Genomic DNA, 20,595 nt, shown 5'->3' with positions numbered 1-20,595 from the left:
AACTGTCAACGGAAACATCGAAACGGACACGCAAACGACAAACAAAGAACGAAAATTCCCGGTGCCTGTTCGCTGGCGCCGGGAATCGACCGTCAGATGATTCATTCGTTTGTTCGTTATTTGACGATTGCGCCGTTAGGCATGTCGGCGGAAACGGTGGCGATCGTCAGCCTGTCGCCGGCGGAAGCGGCCAAAATCATGCCTTGCGACAGTACGCCGCGCAAAGTAACCGGCTTTAAGTTTGTCACGCAAATGACTTTCTGCCCGATCAATTCTTCGGGCTTATAAAATGGGGCGATGCCCGATACGACCTGCCGTTGTTCGGCGCCCAGATCAAGCTTCAGCTTCAACAGCTTATCCGCTTTCGGCACCGGCTCGCAGGCCAATACCTGGGCAACCCGCAGTTCCACTTTGCCAAAATCGTCGATACCGATTTCCGGCTTGCCGGAATTTTGCCGTGCGGGCGCCTGCGCGGCATGGTTGTCCGCCTGCGCCGCCTTTTTGCCGCCGGACATGGAAGATGCGATATAGGCAATTTCCTTGTCCGCATCCAACCGCGGGAAAATGGGCTCGCCTTTTTTGACCGCGGTTCCGTCCGGAATTTGCCCAAAACGGACGACGCCGTCCCAGACGGCCGCACAGGTTGCGCCAAGTCCCAATTGTTCGCGGATTTTTTGCGGCGCGCGGGTTAAAAACGGCGCAAGCAAAACCGAAGCAATCCGCAGCACTTCGGCCAGATGGGTCATGACGGAAGCCAGCTGGCCGCGTTTTGCGCCATCCTTCGCCAAATTCCACGGCTGCGTTTCATCGATATATTTGTTGCCGCGCCGCACAAACTGCATGATGGCCGTAAGCGCCACGGAAAACTCCATTTTTTCCATTGCCGCTTCCGCCTGCTCGACGGCATGCCGGGCCGCTTGCTCCAGGCTTTCGTCGTATGCGGTTACGCATCCGGTATAGGGCGGGATGATCCCCGCGAAATATTTATCGATCATCGCGACTGTCCGATTGAGCAAATTGCCCAGATCGTTCGCCAAATCCGAGTTGACCCGCTCGATGAAGCTTTCCGGCGTGAACGTGCCGTCCGCGCCAAACGGAACTTCCCTAAGCAAATAGTAGCGCAGCGCATCGAGACCGTACCGATCGATCAGCGTCACCGGATCGACGACATTGCCTTTCGATTTGGACATTTTCCCGTCTTTCATCAACAGCCAGCCGTGCGCGAACACTTTTTTCGGCAGCGGCAATCCCAGCGCCATCAGCATGATCGGCCAATAGATCGTATGGAAACGGACGATTTCCTTGCCGACCAGGTGTACATCCGCCGGCCAGTAACGGTCGAATTTGCTTTGGTCATCCGTGCCGTAGCCAAGCGCCGTAATATAGTTCGACAAAGCGTCGATCCAAACGTAAATGACGTGCCGCGGGTTTTCCGGCACCTTGATGCCCCAGTCGAATGTAGTGCGGGATACGGCCAAATCTTCCAATCCCGGTTTGATAAAGTTGTTGATCATTTCGTTTTTGCGCGATTCCGGCTGGATAAAATCGGGGTTTTCTTCATAAAACCGCAGCAATTTGTCGGCGTATTTGCTCATCCGGAAAAAATAGCACTCTTCCTTCACCTTTTCCACCGGGCGGCCGCAGTCCGGGCATTTGCCGTCAACCAGTTTCGACTCCGGGAAAAACGCCTCGTCGGGCGTGCAATACCAGCCTTCATATGTACCAAGGTAAATATCGCCCTGCTCCACGAATTTTTGAAAAATCCGCTCGACCGCCGCCGTATGGCGTTTTTCCGTCGTACGAATAAAATCATCATGGGAAATATCAAGCTTTTTCCACAAATCCTGGATGCCGCTCACAATATCGTCGACGAATTGCTGCGGGGTGACGCCTTTTTCTTTGGCTTTGCGCTCGATTTTCTGGCCGTGCTCGTCCGTACCGGTCAAATACATGACATCAAAGCCGCGCAGCCGCTTGTACCGCGCCATGGCGTCCCCGGCCACGGTCGTGTACGCATGCCCGATATGCAGTTTGTCGCTCGGATAATAGATCGGGGTCGTGATGTAAAAAGTTTTTTGCTCGTTCATAATCGTTTGCCCTCCTGATTTCGTTTTGTGCCATAAAAAAATCGCCCCCCATATGGGACGAGAGATTACCTCACGCGCTACCACCCAATTTTCCTCCGCTTTCGCAAACGGAGGCTCGCCAAGTCTTGCCGACTGTTCCGCTAACGCCGGACCTCGCGCCGGACTCTAACGCGCTTGCGGACAAGCCGCTCGAGACCGGTTCCTCCGGGACCATGTTCCAAAGCCGTCCTGCACCGGTTTTCAGCTGCCCCGGCTCTCTGCGGCAGGCAATCGCTCCGTACTCTTCCCTTCGTCGGAATGAATATAACATTTCCTTTACGAAGAATATAGCGGTATTGCCGCTTGCTGTCAAGTTGCCCAGCTTTATGGCCGCTTTCGCCCGCGCGGTTTCGCCGGAGGCACCGGATCGACGCCGCCCGGATGAAACGGGTGGCATTTGGCGATGCGTTTGGCCGCGAGACAGACGCCTTTCCATGCGCCGTGAATCTCGATCGCTTCCAACGCATATTGCGAGCAGGTCGGATAAAACCGGCACGTCGGGGGCTTTAACGGCGAAATAAACTTGCGGTATGCGTGAATCGGCGCCTTGGCGATTGTTCTCATAACCGTTTTGGCCATTCTTTGTTCCTCCCGAATCGCGCGGTCAAACCGGCTTCATGCCCAGTTCGTGCTTGCATGCGTCGCAATAACCGAACACTTCAAATTTGTGCCTGACGATCTGAAACGTCTCCGGCACGCCCGGGATTTTTTCCATCGGGCAATACATAAGCGGCATCGTCTTCTCGCAGGCAAGACAAATCAAATGATGGTGATGTTCTTCTTCGCCGCAGCGGATGCGGAATTTAACCCCTTCCGCAAACACGAATTGCTCCAGCACATCCATCTCGCACATCAGCCGCAAATTGCGGTACACCGTATCAAAACTTAAGCCGTCATACCATTTTTTCATCGCTTCATGCACGGCCTTGGCGGACAAGTAACCATCCGCGCCGGCAAACAGCCCGGCCAACGATTTGCGTTGGTCCGTTATGCGCAAGCCCCGGTCAGCCATGAGGCGGATAATTTCGTCGGCTGTCACGATGTCCCCTCCCGATTGCGGTCTGCTTATTTCCATCATACCGCAAAACAGCGGCGGGGAAAAGGCAGCCGCGGTAACCGCGGCTTATCTGCTTGCGCCGCCGCCGCCCGATGAGCCGCCGCCGCCGCGTCCGCCGCCAAAGCCCCCGCCGCCGCCGCGGCGTCCCAACAAGCTTAGCAGCATCCAGGTAAACGTGCCGCCGAAAAAGCGAAAATCGATAAAAAGCAAAAATACGATCACAACGGCGAAAATGATTTTTGCCGCAATCGGCATGTTTTGCAGGAAGCCTTCATTCGTTTGCGGCATGCGCGGGATTCCGGCCTGATCCATTTGCGCCGGATCAATGTCGTATTCGCTTGCCGCGGCGCGAATAATCGCGGTTTGGGCGGCGATGAACGCGTCGTCGACGTTTCCTTTGCGCATATTGGGCAAAAAGTACTCGTCCAGAATGGCGCCCGCCTTGCCGTCGGGAATGGCGCCTTCCAGACCGTAGCCGACCTCGATGCGCACCCGGTTCTCCTGCGCGGCGTACAGGAGCAAAACACCGTCGTTTCGTTCTTTTCCGCCTAAACCGAGACGGCGAAACGTGGATAATGCCGTTTCCTCGATCGTCCCGCCGTCAAGCGACTTGACGGTCACCACGCCGACCTGCGCCGAGCCGGTAACGTCGTGCAGCCATACGGCGTTTTGATAAAGTTTTGCTTGCGCCGCCGGCGACAGCATGTTTGCGCCATCGTCCACATAAACGCCGAAGCGCGCGTCCGCATGCGCGGGCAGGGCCGGCAAAAGCAGCCATATGCATGCGGCAAGCGCGAGCATAATCGTGCGCAATCCGCGCGGCGGAGCCATTTTCCAGCTGACTGAAGGTATGTTCATGGCCATATCAGAACTTTACTTCCGGCACCTTCTCGGCTCCGGGTTGGCTCTTGAAGAAATCCCGCGGCGCAAAACCAAACATGGAGGCAAAGAGCGAGCCGGGAAAACGTCGGATTTTCAAATTGTATTGTTCGACCGCATCGTTATAATCTTTTCGCGCGACGGCAATCCGGTTTTCCGTGCCGGACAATTCGTCCATCAAACGGGTAAATTCCTTGTCCGCTTTCAAGTCCGGATAATTTTCCACGACAACGAGCAACCTTGATAACGCGCTGGACAGTTCGCTGTCCGCCGCGGCCATTTGCGCCGGGGTGTTCGCGCCGACGAGTTTGCTGCGGGCGTCCGCAATCGATTGCAGCACTTCCTTTTCGTGCGCGGCATAGCCTTTTACCGTATTGACCAAATTCGGGATCAAATCGGCGCGCCGCTGCAGCGTGTTTTCAATTTGGGAAAATTGCTTGTCCACGTTGGTTTGCGCCGTTACCATCCCGTTATACGCTGATACGGACGATAAGATCAGAATGACTACCAATACTCCCGCGATAATCCAGGCGATTGACGATTTTCTCATAGTTTGGGCATCTCTCCATTCGAAACGATTTGCAAGGAATATCCTTGTATTTGTATACGGATGAATGCGCCATCAGGATGCATCATTTTGCCCTCCCGCGGCGAATTCATCCCGGACGGATTCGCTTGCGTTGCGACCGGCCCGGCGATTCGGCCCGGAACGCAAAAAGGCAATAAGCCATGCATTATATATGCACGGCAATTTTACTATAGATTGTTGCTTACATTCCCGAAACGGTTTCGCCGTCCCACTCCAGCATGCCGCCCTTAAAGTTTAACACATCGAAGCCGTTTTCCTGAAAAACCTTGGCAACATGCAAACTTCTCCGCCCGCTGCGGCATACAAACACATATTTTTTGCCCGGATCGAATTCGGCGAACCGGTCGGAAATTTCACTCATCGGAACGTGTTTGACCCCGGGGATATGCGCTTCCGCATACTCATCCGCTTCCCTTACGTCGACAACTTCCAGGGATGCGTCGTTTCCTTGCAAAATTTCCCGTAATTCTTCTTTGAAAATATGGGGGATACCGTCTATTAGTTCTGTCATGAAAGCCCTCCGTCTAAAAATTAAGATGCTGTTTCAACCGTTAGCAAAATCATACCACCATTCCGACAAGTTTACAAAGATTTTGTCTTTAGAAATTATCCATTGATCCGGGCAGCCAATCGGACCATGACCACATATCAGGGCTCCCCGGCATACCCGAATAAGGTGTCGGCGGTATCCCCGATATGCCCGGATAAGTTCCCGAAGTACCCGCCATCGGCGGCAACGGATATTGTCCGTAGGGGGTTCCGGGATAAGCCGTATACGGGACACCCGGGTAACCCGGCATCGGCCCGTAGACGGACGGGGGAAAATACGGCGGCATCCCCGGTTGGGGCGAAGGATAACCCGGCGCTCCGCCATATGGAAAAGCAGGCGGAAAAGGGGCAAACGGCTGAGCAGGCGGACCGGAATATCCCGGCGGAGATTGCGTCATTTGCCTGCTTGGCGCAACTTCCGGTTGAGGTATTTCGCCAACTTGCCGCACATTGCCGTTGTCGATAGTCAATCAAGATCACCTTTTTCTGTTGGAATTCTAACAATTTCGCTTTACGCTACCATCTTATGACCGAACCGGGCGTTTGTTCCGGGAAAGCCGCCCAAATGCGGCAAAATTTTTTCTGTCAACGGGAACATACATCCAGACAACTTTACGGATTGCGCATACATTACAACGAGAACTAGCCGAAAGGGGTGAAATACGATGAGCGCGGCAATGGGTTATGGGGGTTTTACTACAACCGGCGTTATCCTGGTGCTTTTCATCCTGTTGGTCATCGTTTCCCGCTCGTTGGCATTCGGCATCTAACGCGAAAAAGCGGCATGAAGAAGACGATTCGGCAAGGGGAATCGTCTTCTTCGTTTTTTTATGAAACAGCTTCTATTTTCCGCCGTATTTTCTGTAGATAGGTCGATTGCCCGATGCCCGGCGCAGGCGTTTTCGCCTTTTTACAGCCGAACTTCGCCGCCTTTTGCCAGATGCTTTGCGGATTGCACGCCGCGGGCCGGATGATGGTTTTTTCGCTTTGCCAAAAAATAATGCGATCATTTTCAATAAAGGCGCAAACTGTTGCGCCATCCGGAACATTTTCTGCGCATTTTCCACCGCTTTTATTATGCCGTCTATTCCGCCCAATTTATCCAACAAGCTGTTGCCCGAAGCGTTACTACCGGAAAAGCCCCCTGGCGGCAGCATATACATTTCATCGCCGAACGGTAACATCTCCAGAGGCAGTTGTCCCGATTGCCCCGGCTGTCCCGGCGCAGCGAAACTTTGGACGACCGCCTTCTCTTGCGAATCAGGCATTTTCGCCCTCCTCCCGTGTGTTGAAGTTGCGCGCATGAAAGCTGGTTGCCGGCGTAAAAGGCGTGAGCCAAATTGCGCGTCCTGCGTGCTTCTACACTTTATGCTAAAAACCGGAGGAGCGCATGAGGCATTGCCCCGTAATGTTCCATGCGGAAAAAGTTTTTTTGGCACCGGGCGGCGCCGTAAAAAGCCCTTGAATAGAATTTTCCCCCATCAGTCGATATATTTAGCCTTGGCAAATAAACTTGATTGCTATCAAAATAGAGTTAAAGATTTCCTCTTATTTCCCCTACGCAAAAATCCGTCTAGCCAACCCGCTTTCCGAAATTGCCTGAGCGAACCTGCAAACGTTAGCTGAAATCCTGCTCCAGTTCGATTGCCGTAACGCTTACCCGCTGTCGGCGGATGATCCATTTTCAAAAAAGGTAAGCAGTTTTTTTTGGACAAGGAGGTGGTCCCAAGAATCAGTTACGTGATTTGCGGCTTTCAAAATTTTCTATTGAAGGAGTGAAATGCGGATGAAAGGAAAGAGGACACGATTTACCGTTTTTTGTCTTATTACAGTTCTATTGGTCAGCCTTTTGCCTGTTTTGCCGGCTGCGGGAGCGATTAATGAATGGCAGCCCGGGGTTTACTATCAGACAGGTGATATTGTTTCCTATGGCGGTATAACCTATGAATGCATCCAGGCGCATTCATCCTTGACAGGCTGGGAACCGCCCAATACTCCCGCTTTGTGGAAGGTGTACGCCGGTTCGCCGCCGACACCTACGGCAACGCCTGCTCCAACACCAACGCCAACGTCCACACCGACACCTACACCGACACCCACGCCAACAAGCACAGCCAGCGCTTGCACGGCACCGGAATGGGTCAGTACCACCGCGTATAACGGTGGAGCGATTGTCTCGCATGCCGGACACGAATGGAAAGCAAAATGGTGGACGCAGGGAGAAGAACCGGGAACAACCGGTGAATGGGGCGTTTGGGAAGATTTGGGCGCTTGCAGTGGCGCAACGCCGACACCAACGCAAACTCCTGCACCCACTCCGACAGCGACGATAACACCTACCCCTACGCCGACAAGCCAACCGCCGGGTTCCCGGCGATACGTTACGTACGCCAGCACCTGGAACACCAGTATTTACGATCTGATACCGGCAAACATACCAAACTATATCACCACTGTGAACCTGGCATTTGCACGACCGAATACAACCTACCAAAAAGGATCCTATGCGTTTGATCAGGCGATAGCCGGTTTCGAATTTGTGGAAGGGGCAACTACAAACAACGGGCAGAAAAAATTTACCGCGCAACAAGCCCAGGATTTCCGTAACAACATCGCTGCGTTAAAAGCGCGCGGCACGGAAGTATTCGTGTCCGTCGGCGGTTGGGCCTACAGCCAGGGCAGCGAATGGGCGAACTTCAATGCCGCGCGGGTGGTTGACCTTGTCCTTGACCTGGGCGCATCCGGCATCGACATCGACTGGGAAGCAAACGGAGACAGTTGCAATAAACTTACGGCCGACCAATTCAGTTGCACATTGGACAGTCAAATTATCGGCATTATCAATGGCTTGTACGATGAAATTCACGCGCGCGGGGCGAATCTCAAAATATCCATCGCAGGTTGGTCAACCGGTGCCTATTACGTAAAAGGAACGCCGTTTGAAGAAGGAAAAGTGCAGTGGGGGTCTCCTTTCGGCGGCGTGTTATACCGGGTGGTGAAAGATTATGGCGGCAAAATCGACTTTATCAACCTGATGTCCTATGATGCCGGGGATTATTATGATCCGCGCGAGGGATACGAGTCATACCGCGCCATTTACAACGGTCCGATCAATATGGGGATGGAAATTGCTCCCGAAGGAGCCGGCGGCGCAGTTTTGGAAGTCAACGCTCCGGCCGGGACGGTCTATGATGCCGACATGCTCACCGGGCAAAACAACATCGCCACACAATATTATAACGTCGAAACAATGGTAAATTACATCAAAAACAAAGGTGAATCTTTTGACGGCTTTATGTTGTGGCAGCTATGGAAGCAGCGCGTATACGGGCCCGCGCCGACTGGAGCGGCGACTGAAAACAGCGCGGGGCAATATGTATGCCGCAATTTGCCGCTTTCCGGGGATTGCAATCAAACAATCCCGAGTCTTCCCAAATTGGTGCCGTGAGATTGGGACAATCACGACAACTATAATTTTTCCAGACCGAACGCCTCATACTTGCAAAATTTGTCGTAATCCTTTTCAAAATTGAGCAGGCGCATGCGAATGCATGCGCCTGCTCAATCGACGCAACCTTTCCGCTTGCCCGTGTTGGCAGAAGCAAAAAGCATTGCGAACCTTTTATGACAAACTGTTTTCAGGTGTTTCATTAGCCGGCGCTGTTCCGAACAGCGTGCCCGCCGCTTTATAGGCGGATACGGCGATGGCCGCGACCAGCCAGCAGCGGCCCAGCAGTTGCTGTTGGCCCAGCAAATAATAATTGCACAAGCGGTTCGGCGAAGCGAGATAAAGCCACCCCATCACAATAAACATGGAAACCAGGTTCGCCCAAACAAAGCCTTTCGCGACCAGGCTTAATCTTGACCAGCTTTTCACAAACGGCACGCCCGCCAATAACGGAAGCGTGACAAAGCGGATGAAATCCGCCGTTTTGTCCGCTACCGCCATATCCAGGGAACGCGGCAACATCCAATAGGCGATAATAAACATGCCGAACAGAAAGCCGGGAAGCCCCCAAATGCGCGAAGGCTTTTCCCTTTCCCGCCGCATGTTCGCCGGCCAAAAGATGAGCGCGCCCGACAAAACCAAAAGCGGAGTTAAGCCCAGCATTTGGCCGACCATGCTTTTCTCCAGCCAATGAAATACCGGCGGTAACGCCAGAATGGCAAACAATGCGAGTCCGCATAAGCGCGGCAGCATGTTTTTTGCGGTTAAAGCTTTAGCTTTCTCTTTCCATGCGGCCATATGCTTCATCCCCAATTTCAATTTCCGTTTTTACGATGCTAGGGCGGCTTCGGCAATCGAACGGTCCGCCGTATAGTCGAAAATGTGCGTGAGTTTTTGCTCTTTATTGACGATATAGATCGCATCGTTATGTTCAAATTCGCCGTTTTCCACCGGAATGACAACGACGCCAAAGCGATTCAGCAATTGCTTTAACTGTTCCTTGTCAGCGACACGGGCGATACGCCAGGTAGGCGCCTGCGCCTCAAAGCGCAGGGCATATTCGTGCAATACCTGTTCATCATCATAATTGGGATCAAAGCTGACGCTCAACAACACGATGTCTTTGCCCAAACGGCCCGGCGGAAGCATTTCCGCCACTTTATGCAAATGATCCTGCAATTCCGGACAAACATCGGTGCAGCGGGCATAAAAGAATGTCATCAGCACCGTCTTCCCCGCCAGGTCGGCCATGGAAAACGTTTGTCCGTTCTGGTCCTCAAGCTGGATATCCGGCACCTGCCGCGGATTGCTGACTATGTCCACCCTGCGCGCGCCTTCCGAAGTAAAGGCTCTGAATCCGTCCGTTCCGAACCATAACAAGGTTGAACCAAACAAGAGCACGATAACGAGCGGCAATAGTTTGCCCATTATTTTGATTTCATCGCCAATTGGCGTTTATTCATGTGGACGGAACAGGTAACAAAGCGGACCACGAACACGAACACGGCAAGGATGATCAAAACGGCAAAAGCTGCGCCAAATTTGTCAAAGATCGTCCATTCCGGCATGTGCACCGCCCATCTGCGCGGAACGCTGGACGCGCCGGAAAGCAGAAACGTCATTGCCAGCCCCAGGAAGAAAGCTCCGTAGATCCAGAAAGCGACCTTTTCAATCGGTTGATCTTGATGGCCGGCGTCCACTTTATTCAGATAATACATGAACGCAAACAGCATGCTGACGGCGCCGATTCCCATATACATATGGAAATGTCCGGGCACCCACTTCGTGTTGTGCATCACGTAGTTTACATTGATGGAGGCGTCAACGATGGCCGGAATAACGCCGGCGACCCAACCAAACAACGACAGGAAGAGAAATTTGGAAGCAATATCCCATTTCGTGCCGGAACGGTAAATCAGCATCAGGGCGCCATACGCCGTTACGACCAAAACCGGAATGCCGTTCGCATACGACAGAATCATGGCCAGCACCAACGTCCATTTCGGCATGGCGAAGTCCATCAACAAATGGTGCGGATAAATGACCAACGTGAACAAGGTCGACATGTTCCAGGACAAGAGAAACAACTTGCTTGGCTGCCATTCCCGTTTCGTGTATTTCGGCAGGAGTTCATACACCGCAATAATCCCCATATAGATAACCGCATTGGCGATAATATGGCCGAACGCATAAATCATATTTTTGGCAAACAAGGCGTCAATGGCAAATGCCGGGTTGTACACATTGATGATCATCATCACGATAACTGCGGCGCCGACAGCCATCGCAATCGTATTTACAATGGTAACCATGGTGGAAGCTATGACCGCTTTTGGCGGAACTTGCGAAAGATCTTTATTTTTTCCGGTCAACCACGGCCATCCCAAAGTAACGCCAAAGCTTCCGTAGCGCTTGAGAATCGCCCGGCCGGAGTCAAGGTAAAATAACAGGAAACCAATCCCGATCAACAGCATTCCCGACAAATACATCGCAGCCGCGGTTTTGCCCCATGCGCCGCCGGAAATTTCCGGAAGCGGATAAAGAAACGTCCAGGCCGCCGCAAAATGCAAACCAAAAATCGAGATGATCACCAGTACGACGCCGACAATGGCCAACACCAAATTGGCGATCAGTATTTTAACGCTCAATTTGACATATTGGCTTAAAAAATACCACATCACCGCACAGGCTGCCAAGGAACTTAATCCAATCATGCCGGTGCCGTGCATCGTCAGCAATTCATATACGGTTGCATCGCTAAGTACGAATACCTTGCCTTGGGACAGCAGCATCAAGAGCCCCATTACCATCATCGCCAGCAAACCGACGCATCCCACCAGCAAGTAACCGATGATGCCGCGTTTTGCGCCCAAACCAAGATGTTGTGTGCTGCCAATTTCCAATGTCGCCATATGTGCGGCCCCCCTTATTGATTTTCCGGAACTACTTCAAACTCGCCCTGCATATAATGGTGTGCGAGCCCGCAATATTCCAGACAAAGAATTTTGTATTTACCCGGTTTTGTAAACGTGTAATAGACCGTGTTAACATATCCGGGCATCGCTTGTGTTTGCGCCAGCAACCGCCCGTTTTCGTCATATACGCCAAAACCATGGTTTACATCCTTGCTCGTGACATGAAAAGCGACGGTTTTTCCCGCCACGATTGTACTCGTGCTCAAATTAAACGCAAACTGCTGGGCCGTTACATCCACATTTTGCAGTTCGCCTTGTGCCGCCTGCGGCTTGCCGTATGGCAAAAGCGATAATGCGATGCCAATGCCCGACAGCAAAATAATGCTCAGTACAACGATCCAAACGCGCCGGATTTTGTTGCCTTTTTGGCGAATCGGCGCAAAATTGTCCTCCCGTTTTCGTGAATTAACGGCAATGAATACAAAAACGAGGAAGACGATGATAATAAAGAAAATTGAAACCCACCATGCCACCTGCTGCATGTCGCAACCCTCCGCTAAATTTATTAATAAGATTCAAGCTCCGCCGTTTGTTCCATCGCATTGATCCGGCCCGTTCCGTTCACTCCCATGTGCATGGCGCAAATTGCAATGACATAAAGCTTCTGCAGTTCCCCTCCTTTATTTTAACCTATTGTAGTTTACGGCAAAAAAAAATGCTGTCCAGTGAGGGATGTCACAATATTAGTGTGACATTCGTCACACTTTAAAATGCGCATGTGTCTATACTATAATAAGTCTGAACGGCAAAAAATTTGTCCGGAGGTATTTAAAATGGCGAAAGAACCGAAAGTGGTCGACCTGGACGTGCGTCCGTTGCTGAAAGCAAAACAAGAACCGTTCAAAGTGATCATGGAAGCTGTGGACGGCTTGACGGAAAGCGGCGATACGTTGATCCTGCATGCCACATTCAAACCCGATCCGTTGCTGAACGTCATGGAACGCAAAAACTTCAGCAACAGCTGCGAACAAAAAGAAGACGACCACTGGATCGTCACATTCGTTAAAAAATAGTCGTCTTTTGCATTTCGAAGCAAAACACGGACCGGGCTGGGACAACCAACCCGGTTTGTGTTTTGCGGACTTTTTTCATTTTTCCTAATCATCCAATTTGACGCACATCAATCGGTAATGGTTGGGGGATAATTCATTCAGCACAGCGTTGATGCCGATTTCTTCCAACCCTTTTACAAGCGGTTGCGCGCGGTGGGGAAGATGGACTTCGATGATCGTGCCCTTTTTGGCTTCCTTGACAAAATTAATGATTTCAAAACGGGGGTGTTCGCCTTTTAAAATACGTTCACGCACATCAATAACAGCAATATTGCCTTTGTATTGGACTTCCAGCACGGAAAGTCACCTCCAAACGAAATATTTCGACTATTTTAACATACATGGTATCATAAGGATTGAAATTGATTTGCGTCAAGTGACGGAGATCACAATCAACATTGTGCATTTCTGTTAATTTCAATTGAGAATAATTTTCATTTAAGGAGTGGTCGCATTGTCCTGTGATCATAAACCGGAACATTGCCTGCGCGATCATGCCGGCCAACCGTCCTGCATTCGTCGTGTCAGCGTCTTCGACTGCCTAACGGACGAAGAAGTTGCCGAATTGCATGCGGTGGCGCAAAGCAAGCATGTTGCGAAGGGAGAAATGGTGTTTCAGGAAGGAGAATCGTGCGACTCGCTGTTTGTTGTCAGTGAAGGCATCATCAAAATTTCCAAGTTGTCGGACGAAGGCAAGGAACAAATTATTCGGTTCATGTTCCCCGGCGACTTTTTCGGACAATTTTCGCTGTTGTTGCAAAAAAAACACTACGCCAACGCCGAAGCGCTTGAGCCGTCCGTTATTTGCATCATACACCGCCGCGACTTCATTCAATTTATGGAGAATAAACCGAAAGTCACGTACCGGTTTTTGCTGGCGGTCAGCGAACGGCTGCACCAGGCCGATGACTGGATGGGCGCGATCAGCCTGCTGGAAGTGGAACGCCGTTTGGCGAAAATACTCGGCTTGTTTTATGAGCAGCTAAGTCCCGGCGACAACGTAGTCAAGCTGCCGGTCGCCAAAAAAGAATTGGCCGCGTTGATCGGCACCACGCCCGAGACATTAAGCAGAAAGCTGGCGTGGCTGGAAGAACAAGGCATTATTTCGCTGGAAAGGCGCAACATGATCAAAATTCTGGATCCCCAGGCGCTTTTGCAAGCGACCGTTTCATGACTTTAGCAAACTGTTAAGCAGCTTGCCGAAACGCTGCACAAGTTCAGGATAACCGTTTTCGGGGAATACCAACCGGTGCGGATAAATATGCTGCGTCGGCGCATTCGGGCTTAACGCCACATGAATGCAGCTGTCGCCGTTATGATGAAGCTGCTTTACAAGCCGCTTTATTTTTTGGATTTGAATATGCCCGGGAGTAAGATCATCTTGCGGCATCCCGTCGGAACATATTACATATATTTTGCCCGCTTCCGGGCGCGAGATATCCCGCATCCGCCGCGAAACCGCAAGCAAGGCCTGGTATTCCGGTGTCTGGCCGGCAGGATAAATGTCCCCGATGCGAATTTTCTCCCCGGATTCGGACGTATACAACTCGCGAATGGATACCGTTTGTTCGCTCGAAGAAAAAGCGTACACCCACGTTTTGATCGAATCCACCGGCTCAAGCGCCTCCACGAACAGCGCCGCCAGCCTCTGGGCCGCAACATATCCGGGCTGCCCGCTGTTCTTCATGGGCGCAAGCATGGAATTGCTGGAGTCGATGAGCAGCGAAATATCGAGTTTGGGCGACCGACGCGGCAGCATGATCGGACGGATAAACAAATCGGCGGCAAATTTTGCCCGATACAGCGCATCCTCATCAAGCTCTCCCGCCGTCAAGCCAAATTGGCTCAAGTTGATTCCGGCATTCGCCCAGGAAAACTGGTTGCGCAGGCGCACGATTTGCCCGCGGACCGCATCCGCCGCGGCCTCATATTTTTGCGCCGCGTTATAACTTGGCGTAGGACGCGAGAACACGATCTGATACCCGCCTTTTTGCCCGGCGCCCGCCCCGTCCGTCCGGGTGTCCATCTGATCCTCCATATTGCGCACAAGCCGCAAATCGTCCGCGGTTAACGCCCGCTCTTTTTCATCCGACCGCTCCTTGTGGCGAAATTGTTCCATCCATCGGTTTTTGCCGGCAAAAAGCTTTCCGGATTTTTCATATTTCTTCCGCTCTGAAGGCTGCGGATTGTTTTCTCCGCCGCGATTCGGCCCGTTTTTGCCCGGCGTCGGCGGACCGTCCTTGCCCCGCACCAGACTTGCCGCCAAGGTGCCCGGTTCTTGCCATTGGTCGGCTTCCTTCGTTTCATATAGAATCCCGTATAGCTGCTGCGCCAGCCGCACCCTGTCGATACGGCGCAATTCCGCAACCGTCGGATATGTTTTCAAAATATACAGCAAATACAAATAGGCCGTTTTCACCGCATGGCGTTCAAACCGCGCCGGATGCGTACTGCGAACCGCCAGGATCAAATCCGTTAACCGTTTGTCGGCATGGCCGCTTCCCGTTTTTTTAAGCCGCATATCAAACAAATAACGCCGAAACTTGAGCAAATAGCCGGAAAAACCGGGGAACTGCCGCGCGATGAGCGTATCGATGATCAAATCTTCGGCTAGATGATGGAGCGGCGCCATAAAGGGGTCGTCCCCGAACGGGGCGCGGTCGCCTTGCCGCTCAAAAAAATGCGCCGCCTCGTGAATCACCTGGCCGGTCATGACATCGACCGCGGCAAACAGGGAATCGCCCACTGCCGGATCGTTAGCCGGCGCCGTTGAAGCGACAATCGTCTCATCATCGGAAAACTTGTCATAAATCTCATCCGCTTCGTCAAAAACAACGCGGTATCCCCTGGCACCGTACACGATTGCAGCGGTGCGCGAAATACCGCGCAGAATGGTTTGCCATTCTTTCGCTTTCTCCCATCCGCGCCCGCTGCGGGCGGTCTGCGCATGCACGCGCAGCCATTGTTCGGATAAATGGGCGGCGAACAATTGTTCATTTCCCCGGGGGATGTCTTTTAGCTGGCCATTGATGTACAAACGCTGCAGATGATTGAAGAAAAAGCCGTCGGCTAACATGGCTGTCCCACCAATCCCTGGATCGTCTGCCGCACCAACGTTTGTTCGCTTTCCGCGCCGCCTTCGCCGGAATAGCGGTTTACAAAAGAATATTGCAAGGCGATGTCCAGGCTGTTGCCTCTTGCGACAAGCGCCGCCGCCGCGTAAGCGGGACGCATTCCCATCGCTTTGCTCAGCAACTCGTCGTTGTACATGGCATCGAGCTTAACCGTCAGTTCGGCTATCGCCTCGATCATATCAGGAGAAATCGGATATTTTCGCGCAATCAAATCGGCGATCACGTTTTTGGGCGGCAATTCCAGCCGAATTTCCTGGAACCTGTCCGCAAGCGCGTGATCAAGCCGATACGTGCCCGTATGCTGCCTTCCGGTGTTGCATGTGGCAAGGAAATAAGTCTTCTCATGAACGCGCAAACTGCGGCGAAGCTCTTCGACGTACACTTCGCGGTTGCCGTCGAGTATATTCATAATCGGATTATGGTTATCCGGTGTTGTCCGATTGATTTCATCCAGAATGATCAAACAGGGGCGCTCCAGCATCTCCACAAAATGAGTCGGTACAAAAACCGTCCCCTGGCCTTCCCGGTATTCATACCGGCCGAACCAGTCGCGCGGGCTGCGAATGGCTCCGCAGTTGACCTTGTACACATCGATGCCCCGCTCGCGGGCCCAAACCTGGCCGAATTCCGTTTTGCCGCATCCCGGATTCCCGGTCAGCATGACATGAAACTTGCTGTATAAAAAATCCTCGATCACTTTCAGCATTTCCGCCGGCATGTAAAAATCGGGCAGTGTCATGTTGTTGTCGTACGGCATTTGCGTCTCCCCCCCCGATCAACCGTACTGCTTCCGCAAAAAGCCGAAAACTTGCGGAGAATGGAAACGCGGGCCAACCGAAATCGACCCGCGACTTTTAAGGCGCAAGCGAGCGATTACAGGATCTGCTTGTCGCCGTCCGTGATGGCGCCGACCGAAGCGGAAGAAACGAGACGGGCGTATTTGTTCAGAACGCCGCGGGTAAATTTGAGCGGCGGCTCTTGCCACGATTTGCGGCGCTCCGCCAGTTCCGCGTCGGATACGGCAACCTTCAACTCTCTCGTTTCGCTGTCGATGGTCACGATATCGCCGTCTTTGATCAAAGCGATCGGACCGCCGTTTTGCGCTTCCGGCGCGATATGGCCGACGACGAAACCGTGCGTGCCGCCGGAAAATCTGCCGTCGGTAATCAGCGCGACTTTTTCATTTAGGCCTTTGCCGATCACGATTGCCGTAATCGCCAGCATTTCCGGCATGCCGGGGCCGCCGCGCGGGCCGACATAGCGAATGACGATGACGTCTCCTTCGTTGATCTCGTCATTCAGCACGGCATTTGTCGCGTCTTCTTCCGTATCGAACACGCGGGCCGGACCGGTGAAATGGGTCAAACGCAAACCGGACATTTTGGCAACGGCGCCATCGGGAGCCAGATTGCCCTTCAATACGACAAGCGGACCCGTTTCCCGCAGCGGGTTGGACAGCGGCCGAACGACGTCCTGTCCTTCCTTTAAGCCGGGCATTTCCGCCAAATTTTCCGCGAGCGTTTTACCGGTAACGGTCAAGCAATCTCCGTGCAGCAAACCTGCTTTCAAGAGTTCTTTCATGACGGCGGGGACGCCGCCCACCTCATGCAAGTCCTGGAAAACGTAACGGCCGCTCGGTTTCAAGTCGGCAATATGCGGAACGCGGACGCGAATTTTTTCAAAGTCTTCCATGCGCAAATCAACGCCGATGGAATGCGCGATCGCGAGCAAGTGCAGGATGGCGTTCGTGGAACCGCCCAGCGCCATCACGACGGTAATGGCGTTTTCGAACGCTTTTTTCGTCATAATGTGTTTCGGATAAATGCCTTTGCGCAGCAAATCGACCACAGCCACTCCGGCTTTGCGGCAATCTTCCGCTTTTAACGGCGATTCCGCGGGATTGGAAGAGCTGCCCGGCAAGCTCATCCCCATCGCTTCAATGGCCGACGCCATCGTGTTCGCCGTATACATGCCGCCGCAAGATCCGGATCCCGGGCAAGCATGGCATTCCACGTCGTACAATTGGCTCGCGTCGATCTGGTTCGCGTTGAATTGGCCGTAAGCTTCAAAAGCCGTCACGATATCGATGTCTTTTCCGTTCAGATTGCCCGGAGCGATCGTTCCGCCATAGACGAAAACAGCCGGAACATTCAACCGCGAGATCGCAATCATGCAGCCCGGCATATTTTTATCGCAGCCGCCGATGGCCACGAGGCCGTCCAACCGTTCCGCGCCGACGACCGTTTCGATCGAATCGGCGATCACTTCGCGGCTCGGCAACGAATATTTCATGCCTTCATGCCCCATGGCGATACCGTCGGAAACGGTAATCGTATTGAATATGAGCGGGGCGCCGCCGCCTTCTTTCGCACCCTGCTTGGCGTAAACGGCGAGTTTGTCGATATGCATATTGCACGGCGTAACCTCCGCCCAGGTGCTCGCGATTCCGATCATCGGTTTTTTGAAGTCTTCATCCTTAAAGCCCACAGCCCGCAGCATGGCGCGGTTTGGCGTCCGGTTGGCGCCTTCGCTGATCACATGGCTGTGAATCCTTAAGTCTTTCTCCTCGTTCGGCATTTCGTGATTCCTACCTTTCTAAATTGAATTGCATACTACACCATTCTATTTTCATGTTTTTCTCTTGAAAATACAACATATAATTATGATTGAAATTGATTCTCGTCAAATGATAAAATTTGCGTATGTTCGTGTGCGAAAAGACACGCAGGCGGCGGATCAGCGGCGGATCGTTTGACGTATATTTCGTTTGCGGAGGGGAATAATGGCCACACACCGGTGGAAACCATCGAAGTTTAACGCGTTTTCGCGTTCAGGGGAAAATGAAAACATCGTTTACAACAGCTACACAGGGGCGATAGCGGCGCTTGACGACAACGAGTTTGCGCTGCTTTCGCGCGAAACGCTGAAAAATGCCGATTTGACGTTGCATCAGGCGACGATCGCACAACTGGCCGAACTTGGTTTTATTGTTCCGGCGGAAACGGATGAACTGAAGAAAGCGGAACAATTGCATCAATCGTTGCACAAATATGATTTGATGCACCTGGTCGTAATGCCGACGGAAAGCTGCAATTTCCGGTGTACATACTGCTACGAGCATTTTGCCCGCGGGAAAATGTCCAAACAGGTCGTAACCAATCTTGCCGACTATGTGGATAAACATGCCCGCAAATTTGCCAATTTGTCGCTCAGTTGGTTCGGCGGAGAGCCGCTGTTGGCTCCGGACGTCATTGAAGAACTGTCGGAACGCTTCTTGCAGGCGGCGGAAACGTACGGCTTCAATTATTATTCCGATATGGCGACCAACGGCTATTTTCTCACTCCGGAATTGTTTCGGAAATTGTTAAAATGGCGCGTTACCCGTTATATGATCACGATCGACGGAACCCGGGAAATTCATGACAAACGCCGGAAATTGAGCACGGGCGGCGGTTCGTATGAGCGCATTATGGAAAATTTGCTGCAAATCAAAGAACTCGCCGGAGATTTTGAAATTCATCTGCGCATGAATTTTGACCATGACAACCTGGCGTTGATACCCGATGCTCTGCAGCAGTTGGGCGCCTTGTTCGGGGGAGACAAACGGTTTCAACTGTTTGCCCGTCCCGTCGGGAAATGGGGCGGACCCAACGACGACGAACTGCCTGTGTGCGACCATCATGTGGCCGGCCAAAAGATTTGGGATTTTCAGGAATTCGGGCAAACGCAGGGCATCAGGATGAGCTCGTTTATCGAAGAAGCGATGCTGCCTACGGGCTCCGTCTGTTATGCCGCGAAGCCGCATTCGCTGGTTGTCGGCTCCGACGGGACGCTGTACAAATGCACCATTGCGCTCGAGGAAGACTTCAATCGGGTCGGCAAGCTGAAAGCAAACGGAGAAGCCGATCTTGATATGGATAAAATTACGGCGTGGGTCACTTCCGGCGAAGAAAAAGACAGCGTCTGCCAATCGTGTTTTTACCGCCCGGCCTGCCAGGGCAACTTCTGCCCGCTGTACCGGATGCGCACGGGAAAACGACCGTGCCCGGAAGAAAAGAAACAGGTTCGGCGCGTCCTGCAATTGTATTGGAAAAACCAGTCCGTCTGAAAGGAGGTGCGAACCATGAAGATTTTGCGTCCGGCTATACAGGATGCCGCCAACAAATCGGCGAAAATTTTGAAAGCCGTTCCCGGAAACTTGCACTGAAGCTCGCACTGTAGCTTGCACTTTTGCTTCCCATTGCCCGGGAAATGGCGCGCGGCTTCACAAAGCGGAACCACCAGCGCGAGTGGAGCCGCGGCGCCGTTTTCGCCGCCCGGCAAATTCGCCGAATACGGATTGCGCGCGCAAAAACAAAACGATCTCATATACCAGAAAAAACAGCACTACCCATTTCCCCGCCGCCAAAACGCCTTCATGCAAGCGCATGAGGAACGGAATGCCCCCGTACCGCGTTTTCCCCAAATCAAAAAACATCGTAAAGGCATACAACATGCCAAATGTAAAGTTCCGCGACCACTGCGTCACATTGTAGACGCCGATCGCTCCGGCAAGCCCGTATTTTCTCGTCCGCGCGCCGATTCGCCAAATTTCGACGGACTCGACAATGACGAACCAGAACAACACCCACAGCCAGATCGTAAGCACGATGCCGCCGCCAACCGCTCCGGACAAGACGCTCGCCAAACCGGTGATCGACATGGCGCCGTGAATGATGCAATTCGTATTTTGCCAGTCATCGGCGACGTTCCATCTTGATACGGCCAAATACCGGCGGGCGACCAA

22 protein-coding genes and 1 other annotated feature are annotated in these 20,595 nt (G+C 52.6%); of the genes, 6 read left to right on the top strand and 16 right to left on the bottom strand.

Going from position 1 to position 20,595, the window contains the following annotated elements:
- Positions 1–116 precede the first annotated feature (116 nt).
- From metG to VF260_08990, 6 genes are all read right to left on the bottom strand, one after another.
- Positions 117–2,087, bottom strand: a complete 1,971-nt coding sequence (gene metG / locus VF260_09015; protein HEX7057317.1) for a methionine--tRNA ligase — start codon at positions 2,085–2,087, stop codon at positions 117–119.
- A gap of 50 nt (positions 2,088–2,137) precedes the next feature.
- Positions 2,138–2,389 (bottom strand) — a binding site (T-box leader).
- A 61-nt stretch (positions 2,390–2,450) separates the two neighbouring features.
- Positions 2,451–2,690: a membrane protein insertion efficiency factor YidD gene (gene yidD, locus VF260_09010; protein ID HEX7057316.1), complete on the bottom strand. Its 240-nt coding sequence runs from the start codon at positions 2,688–2,690 to the stop codon at positions 2,451–2,453.
- Positions 2,691–2,730: 40 nt separating this feature from the next.
- Positions 2,731–3,168: a Fur family transcriptional regulator gene (locus VF260_09005; GenBank protein HEX7057315.1), complete on the bottom strand. Its 438-nt coding sequence runs from the start codon at positions 3,166–3,168 to the stop codon at positions 2,731–2,733.
- A gap of 81 nt (positions 3,169–3,249) precedes the next feature.
- The gene (locus VF260_09000) at positions 3,250–4,047 is read right to left on the bottom strand and encodes a TPM domain-containing protein (GenBank protein HEX7057314.1); all 798 of its coding nucleotides are present in this window, start codon (positions 4,045–4,047) and stop codon (positions 3,250–3,252) included.
- A 1-nt stretch (position 4,048) separates the two neighbouring features.
- The gene (locus VF260_08995; GenBank protein ID HEX7057313.1) at positions 4,049–4,612 is read right to left on the bottom strand and encodes a LemA family protein; all 564 of its coding nucleotides are present in this window, start codon (positions 4,610–4,612) and stop codon (positions 4,049–4,051) included.
- Positions 4,613–4,832: 220 nt separating this feature from the next.
- On the bottom strand, positions 4,833–5,162 hold the full coding sequence (locus VF260_08990) for a rhodanese-like domain-containing protein (protein ID HEX7057312.1): 330 nt from the start codon (positions 5,160–5,162) through the stop codon (positions 4,833–4,835).
- 126 nt (positions 5,163–5,288) lie between these two features.
- On the opposite strand from VF260_08990, the gene VF260_08985 reads away from it, so the two are divergent.
- Both VF260_08985 and VF260_08980 read left to right on the top strand, forming a co-directional pair.
- A complete protein-coding gene (locus VF260_08985; GenBank protein HEX7057311.1) occupies positions 5,289–5,666 on the top strand; it encodes a hypothetical protein in 378 nt (125 codons plus the stop codon).
- A 199-nt stretch (positions 5,667–5,865) separates the two neighbouring features.
- Positions 5,866–5,970: a YjcZ family sporulation protein gene (locus tag VF260_08980; GenBank protein ID HEX7057310.1), complete on the top strand. Its 105-nt coding sequence runs from the start codon at positions 5,866–5,868 to the stop codon at positions 5,968–5,970.
- A 72-nt stretch (positions 5,971–6,042) separates the two neighbouring features.
- Here the strand turns inward: VF260_08980 and VF260_08975 are convergent, their stop codons facing one another.
- Positions 6,043–6,468 (bottom strand): hypothetical protein, encoded by a 426-nt coding sequence (locus tag VF260_08975; protein HEX7057309.1) that lies wholly within the window; start codon positions 6,466–6,468, stop codon positions 6,043–6,045.
- Between the two features lie 518 nt (positions 6,469–6,986).
- On the opposite strand from VF260_08975, the gene VF260_08970 reads away from it, so the two are divergent.
- Complete coding sequence (locus tag VF260_08970) at positions 6,987–8,648, top strand: carbohydrate-binding protein (GenBank protein HEX7057308.1); 1,662 nt, start codon at positions 6,987–6,989, stop codon at positions 8,646–8,648.
- A 174-nt stretch (positions 8,649–8,822) separates the two neighbouring features.
- Here the strand turns inward: VF260_08970 and VF260_08965 are convergent, their stop codons facing one another.
- The 4 genes from VF260_08965 to VF260_08950 are packed head-to-tail and all read right to left on the bottom strand — an operon-like array spanning position 8,823 to position 12,105.
- Entirely contained in the window at positions 8,823–9,446 is a 624-nt protein-coding gene (locus VF260_08965; GenBank protein ID HEX7057307.1) for a hypothetical protein, read from the bottom strand.
- Between the two features lie 30 nt (positions 9,447–9,476).
- Positions 9,477–10,076, bottom strand: a complete 600-nt coding sequence (locus VF260_08960) for an SCO family protein (protein ID HEX7057306.1) — start codon at positions 10,074–10,076, stop codon at positions 9,477–9,479.
- Entirely contained in the window at positions 10,076–11,560 is a 1,485-nt protein-coding gene (locus VF260_08955) for a cbb3-type cytochrome c oxidase subunit I (protein ID HEX7057305.1), read from the bottom strand. The genes VF260_08960 and VF260_08955 overlap by 1 nt, the downstream gene beginning before the upstream one ends.
- A 14-nt stretch (positions 11,561–11,574) precedes the next feature.
- Complete coding sequence (locus VF260_08950) at positions 11,575–12,105, bottom strand: cytochrome C oxidase subunit II (GenBank protein HEX7057304.1); 531 nt, start codon at positions 12,103–12,105, stop codon at positions 11,575–11,577.
- A 291-nt stretch (positions 12,106–12,396) separates the two neighbouring features.
- Between VF260_08950 and VF260_08945 the strand changes: the two genes are divergently transcribed.
- Positions 12,397–12,636, top strand: coding sequence for a DUF2249 domain-containing protein (locus VF260_08945; protein HEX7057303.1), 240 nt, complete (start codon positions 12,397–12,399; stop codon positions 12,634–12,636).
- An 84-nt stretch (positions 12,637–12,720) separates the two neighbouring features.
- On the opposite strand, the gene VF260_08940 is transcribed toward VF260_08945, so the two are convergent.
- Positions 12,721–12,972 carry an amino acid decarboxylase gene (locus VF260_08940; protein ID HEX7057302.1) on the bottom strand — a complete coding sequence of 84 codons (252 nt, stop codon included), beginning with the start codon at positions 12,970–12,972 and terminating at the stop codon, positions 12,721–12,723.
- Positions 12,973–13,129: 157 nt separating this feature from the next.
- Here VF260_08940 and VF260_08935 point away from each other — a divergent pair, with 157 nt between their 5' ends.
- Entirely contained in the window at positions 13,130–13,849 is a 720-nt protein-coding gene (locus tag VF260_08935; protein ID HEX7057301.1) for a Crp/Fnr family transcriptional regulator, read from the top strand.
- Here the strand turns inward: VF260_08935 and VF260_08930 are convergent.
- The 3 genes from VF260_08930 to ilvD all read right to left on the bottom strand — a co-directional run bounded on the left by VF260_08930 (position 13,844) and on the right by ilvD (position 18,386).
- Positions 13,844–15,751: a hypothetical protein gene (locus tag VF260_08930; protein ID HEX7057300.1), complete on the bottom strand. Its 1,908-nt coding sequence runs from the start codon at positions 15,749–15,751 to the stop codon at positions 13,844–13,846. The genes VF260_08935 and VF260_08930 overlap by 6 nt on opposite strands.
- Positions 15,745–16,566 (bottom strand): AAA family ATPase, encoded by an 822-nt coding sequence (locus tag VF260_08925; GenBank protein HEX7057299.1) that lies wholly within the window; start codon positions 16,564–16,566, stop codon positions 15,745–15,747. Before VF260_08925 ends, VF260_08930 begins: the two co-directional genes overlap by 7 nt.
- A 116-nt stretch (positions 16,567–16,682) precedes the next feature.
- Entirely contained in the window at positions 16,683–18,386 is a 1,704-nt protein-coding gene (gene ilvD, locus VF260_08920) for a dihydroxy-acid dehydratase (protein ID HEX7057298.1), read from the bottom strand.
- A gap of 205 nt (positions 18,387–18,591) precedes the next feature.
- Between ilvD and VF260_08915 the strand changes: the two genes are divergently transcribed.
- Positions 18,592–19,917: a radical SAM protein gene (locus VF260_08915; GenBank protein ID HEX7057297.1), complete on the top strand. Its 1,326-nt coding sequence runs from the start codon at positions 18,592–18,594 to the stop codon at positions 19,915–19,917.
- 156 nt (positions 19,918–20,073) lie between these two features.
- Here the strand turns inward: VF260_08915 and VF260_08910 are convergent.
- Positions 20,074–20,595 (bottom strand): hypothetical protein (locus tag VF260_08910; protein HEX7057296.1); only part of this gene is annotated, 522 nt, incomplete at its 5' end.

It is taken from the genome of Bacilli bacterium, from assembly GCA_036381315.1.
In the GTDB taxonomy this organism is placed as follows: domain Bacteria; phylum Bacillota; class Bacilli; order Paenibacillales; family KCTC-25726; genus DASVDB01.
This window is presented reverse-complemented; position numbering and strand designations above follow the sequence as displayed.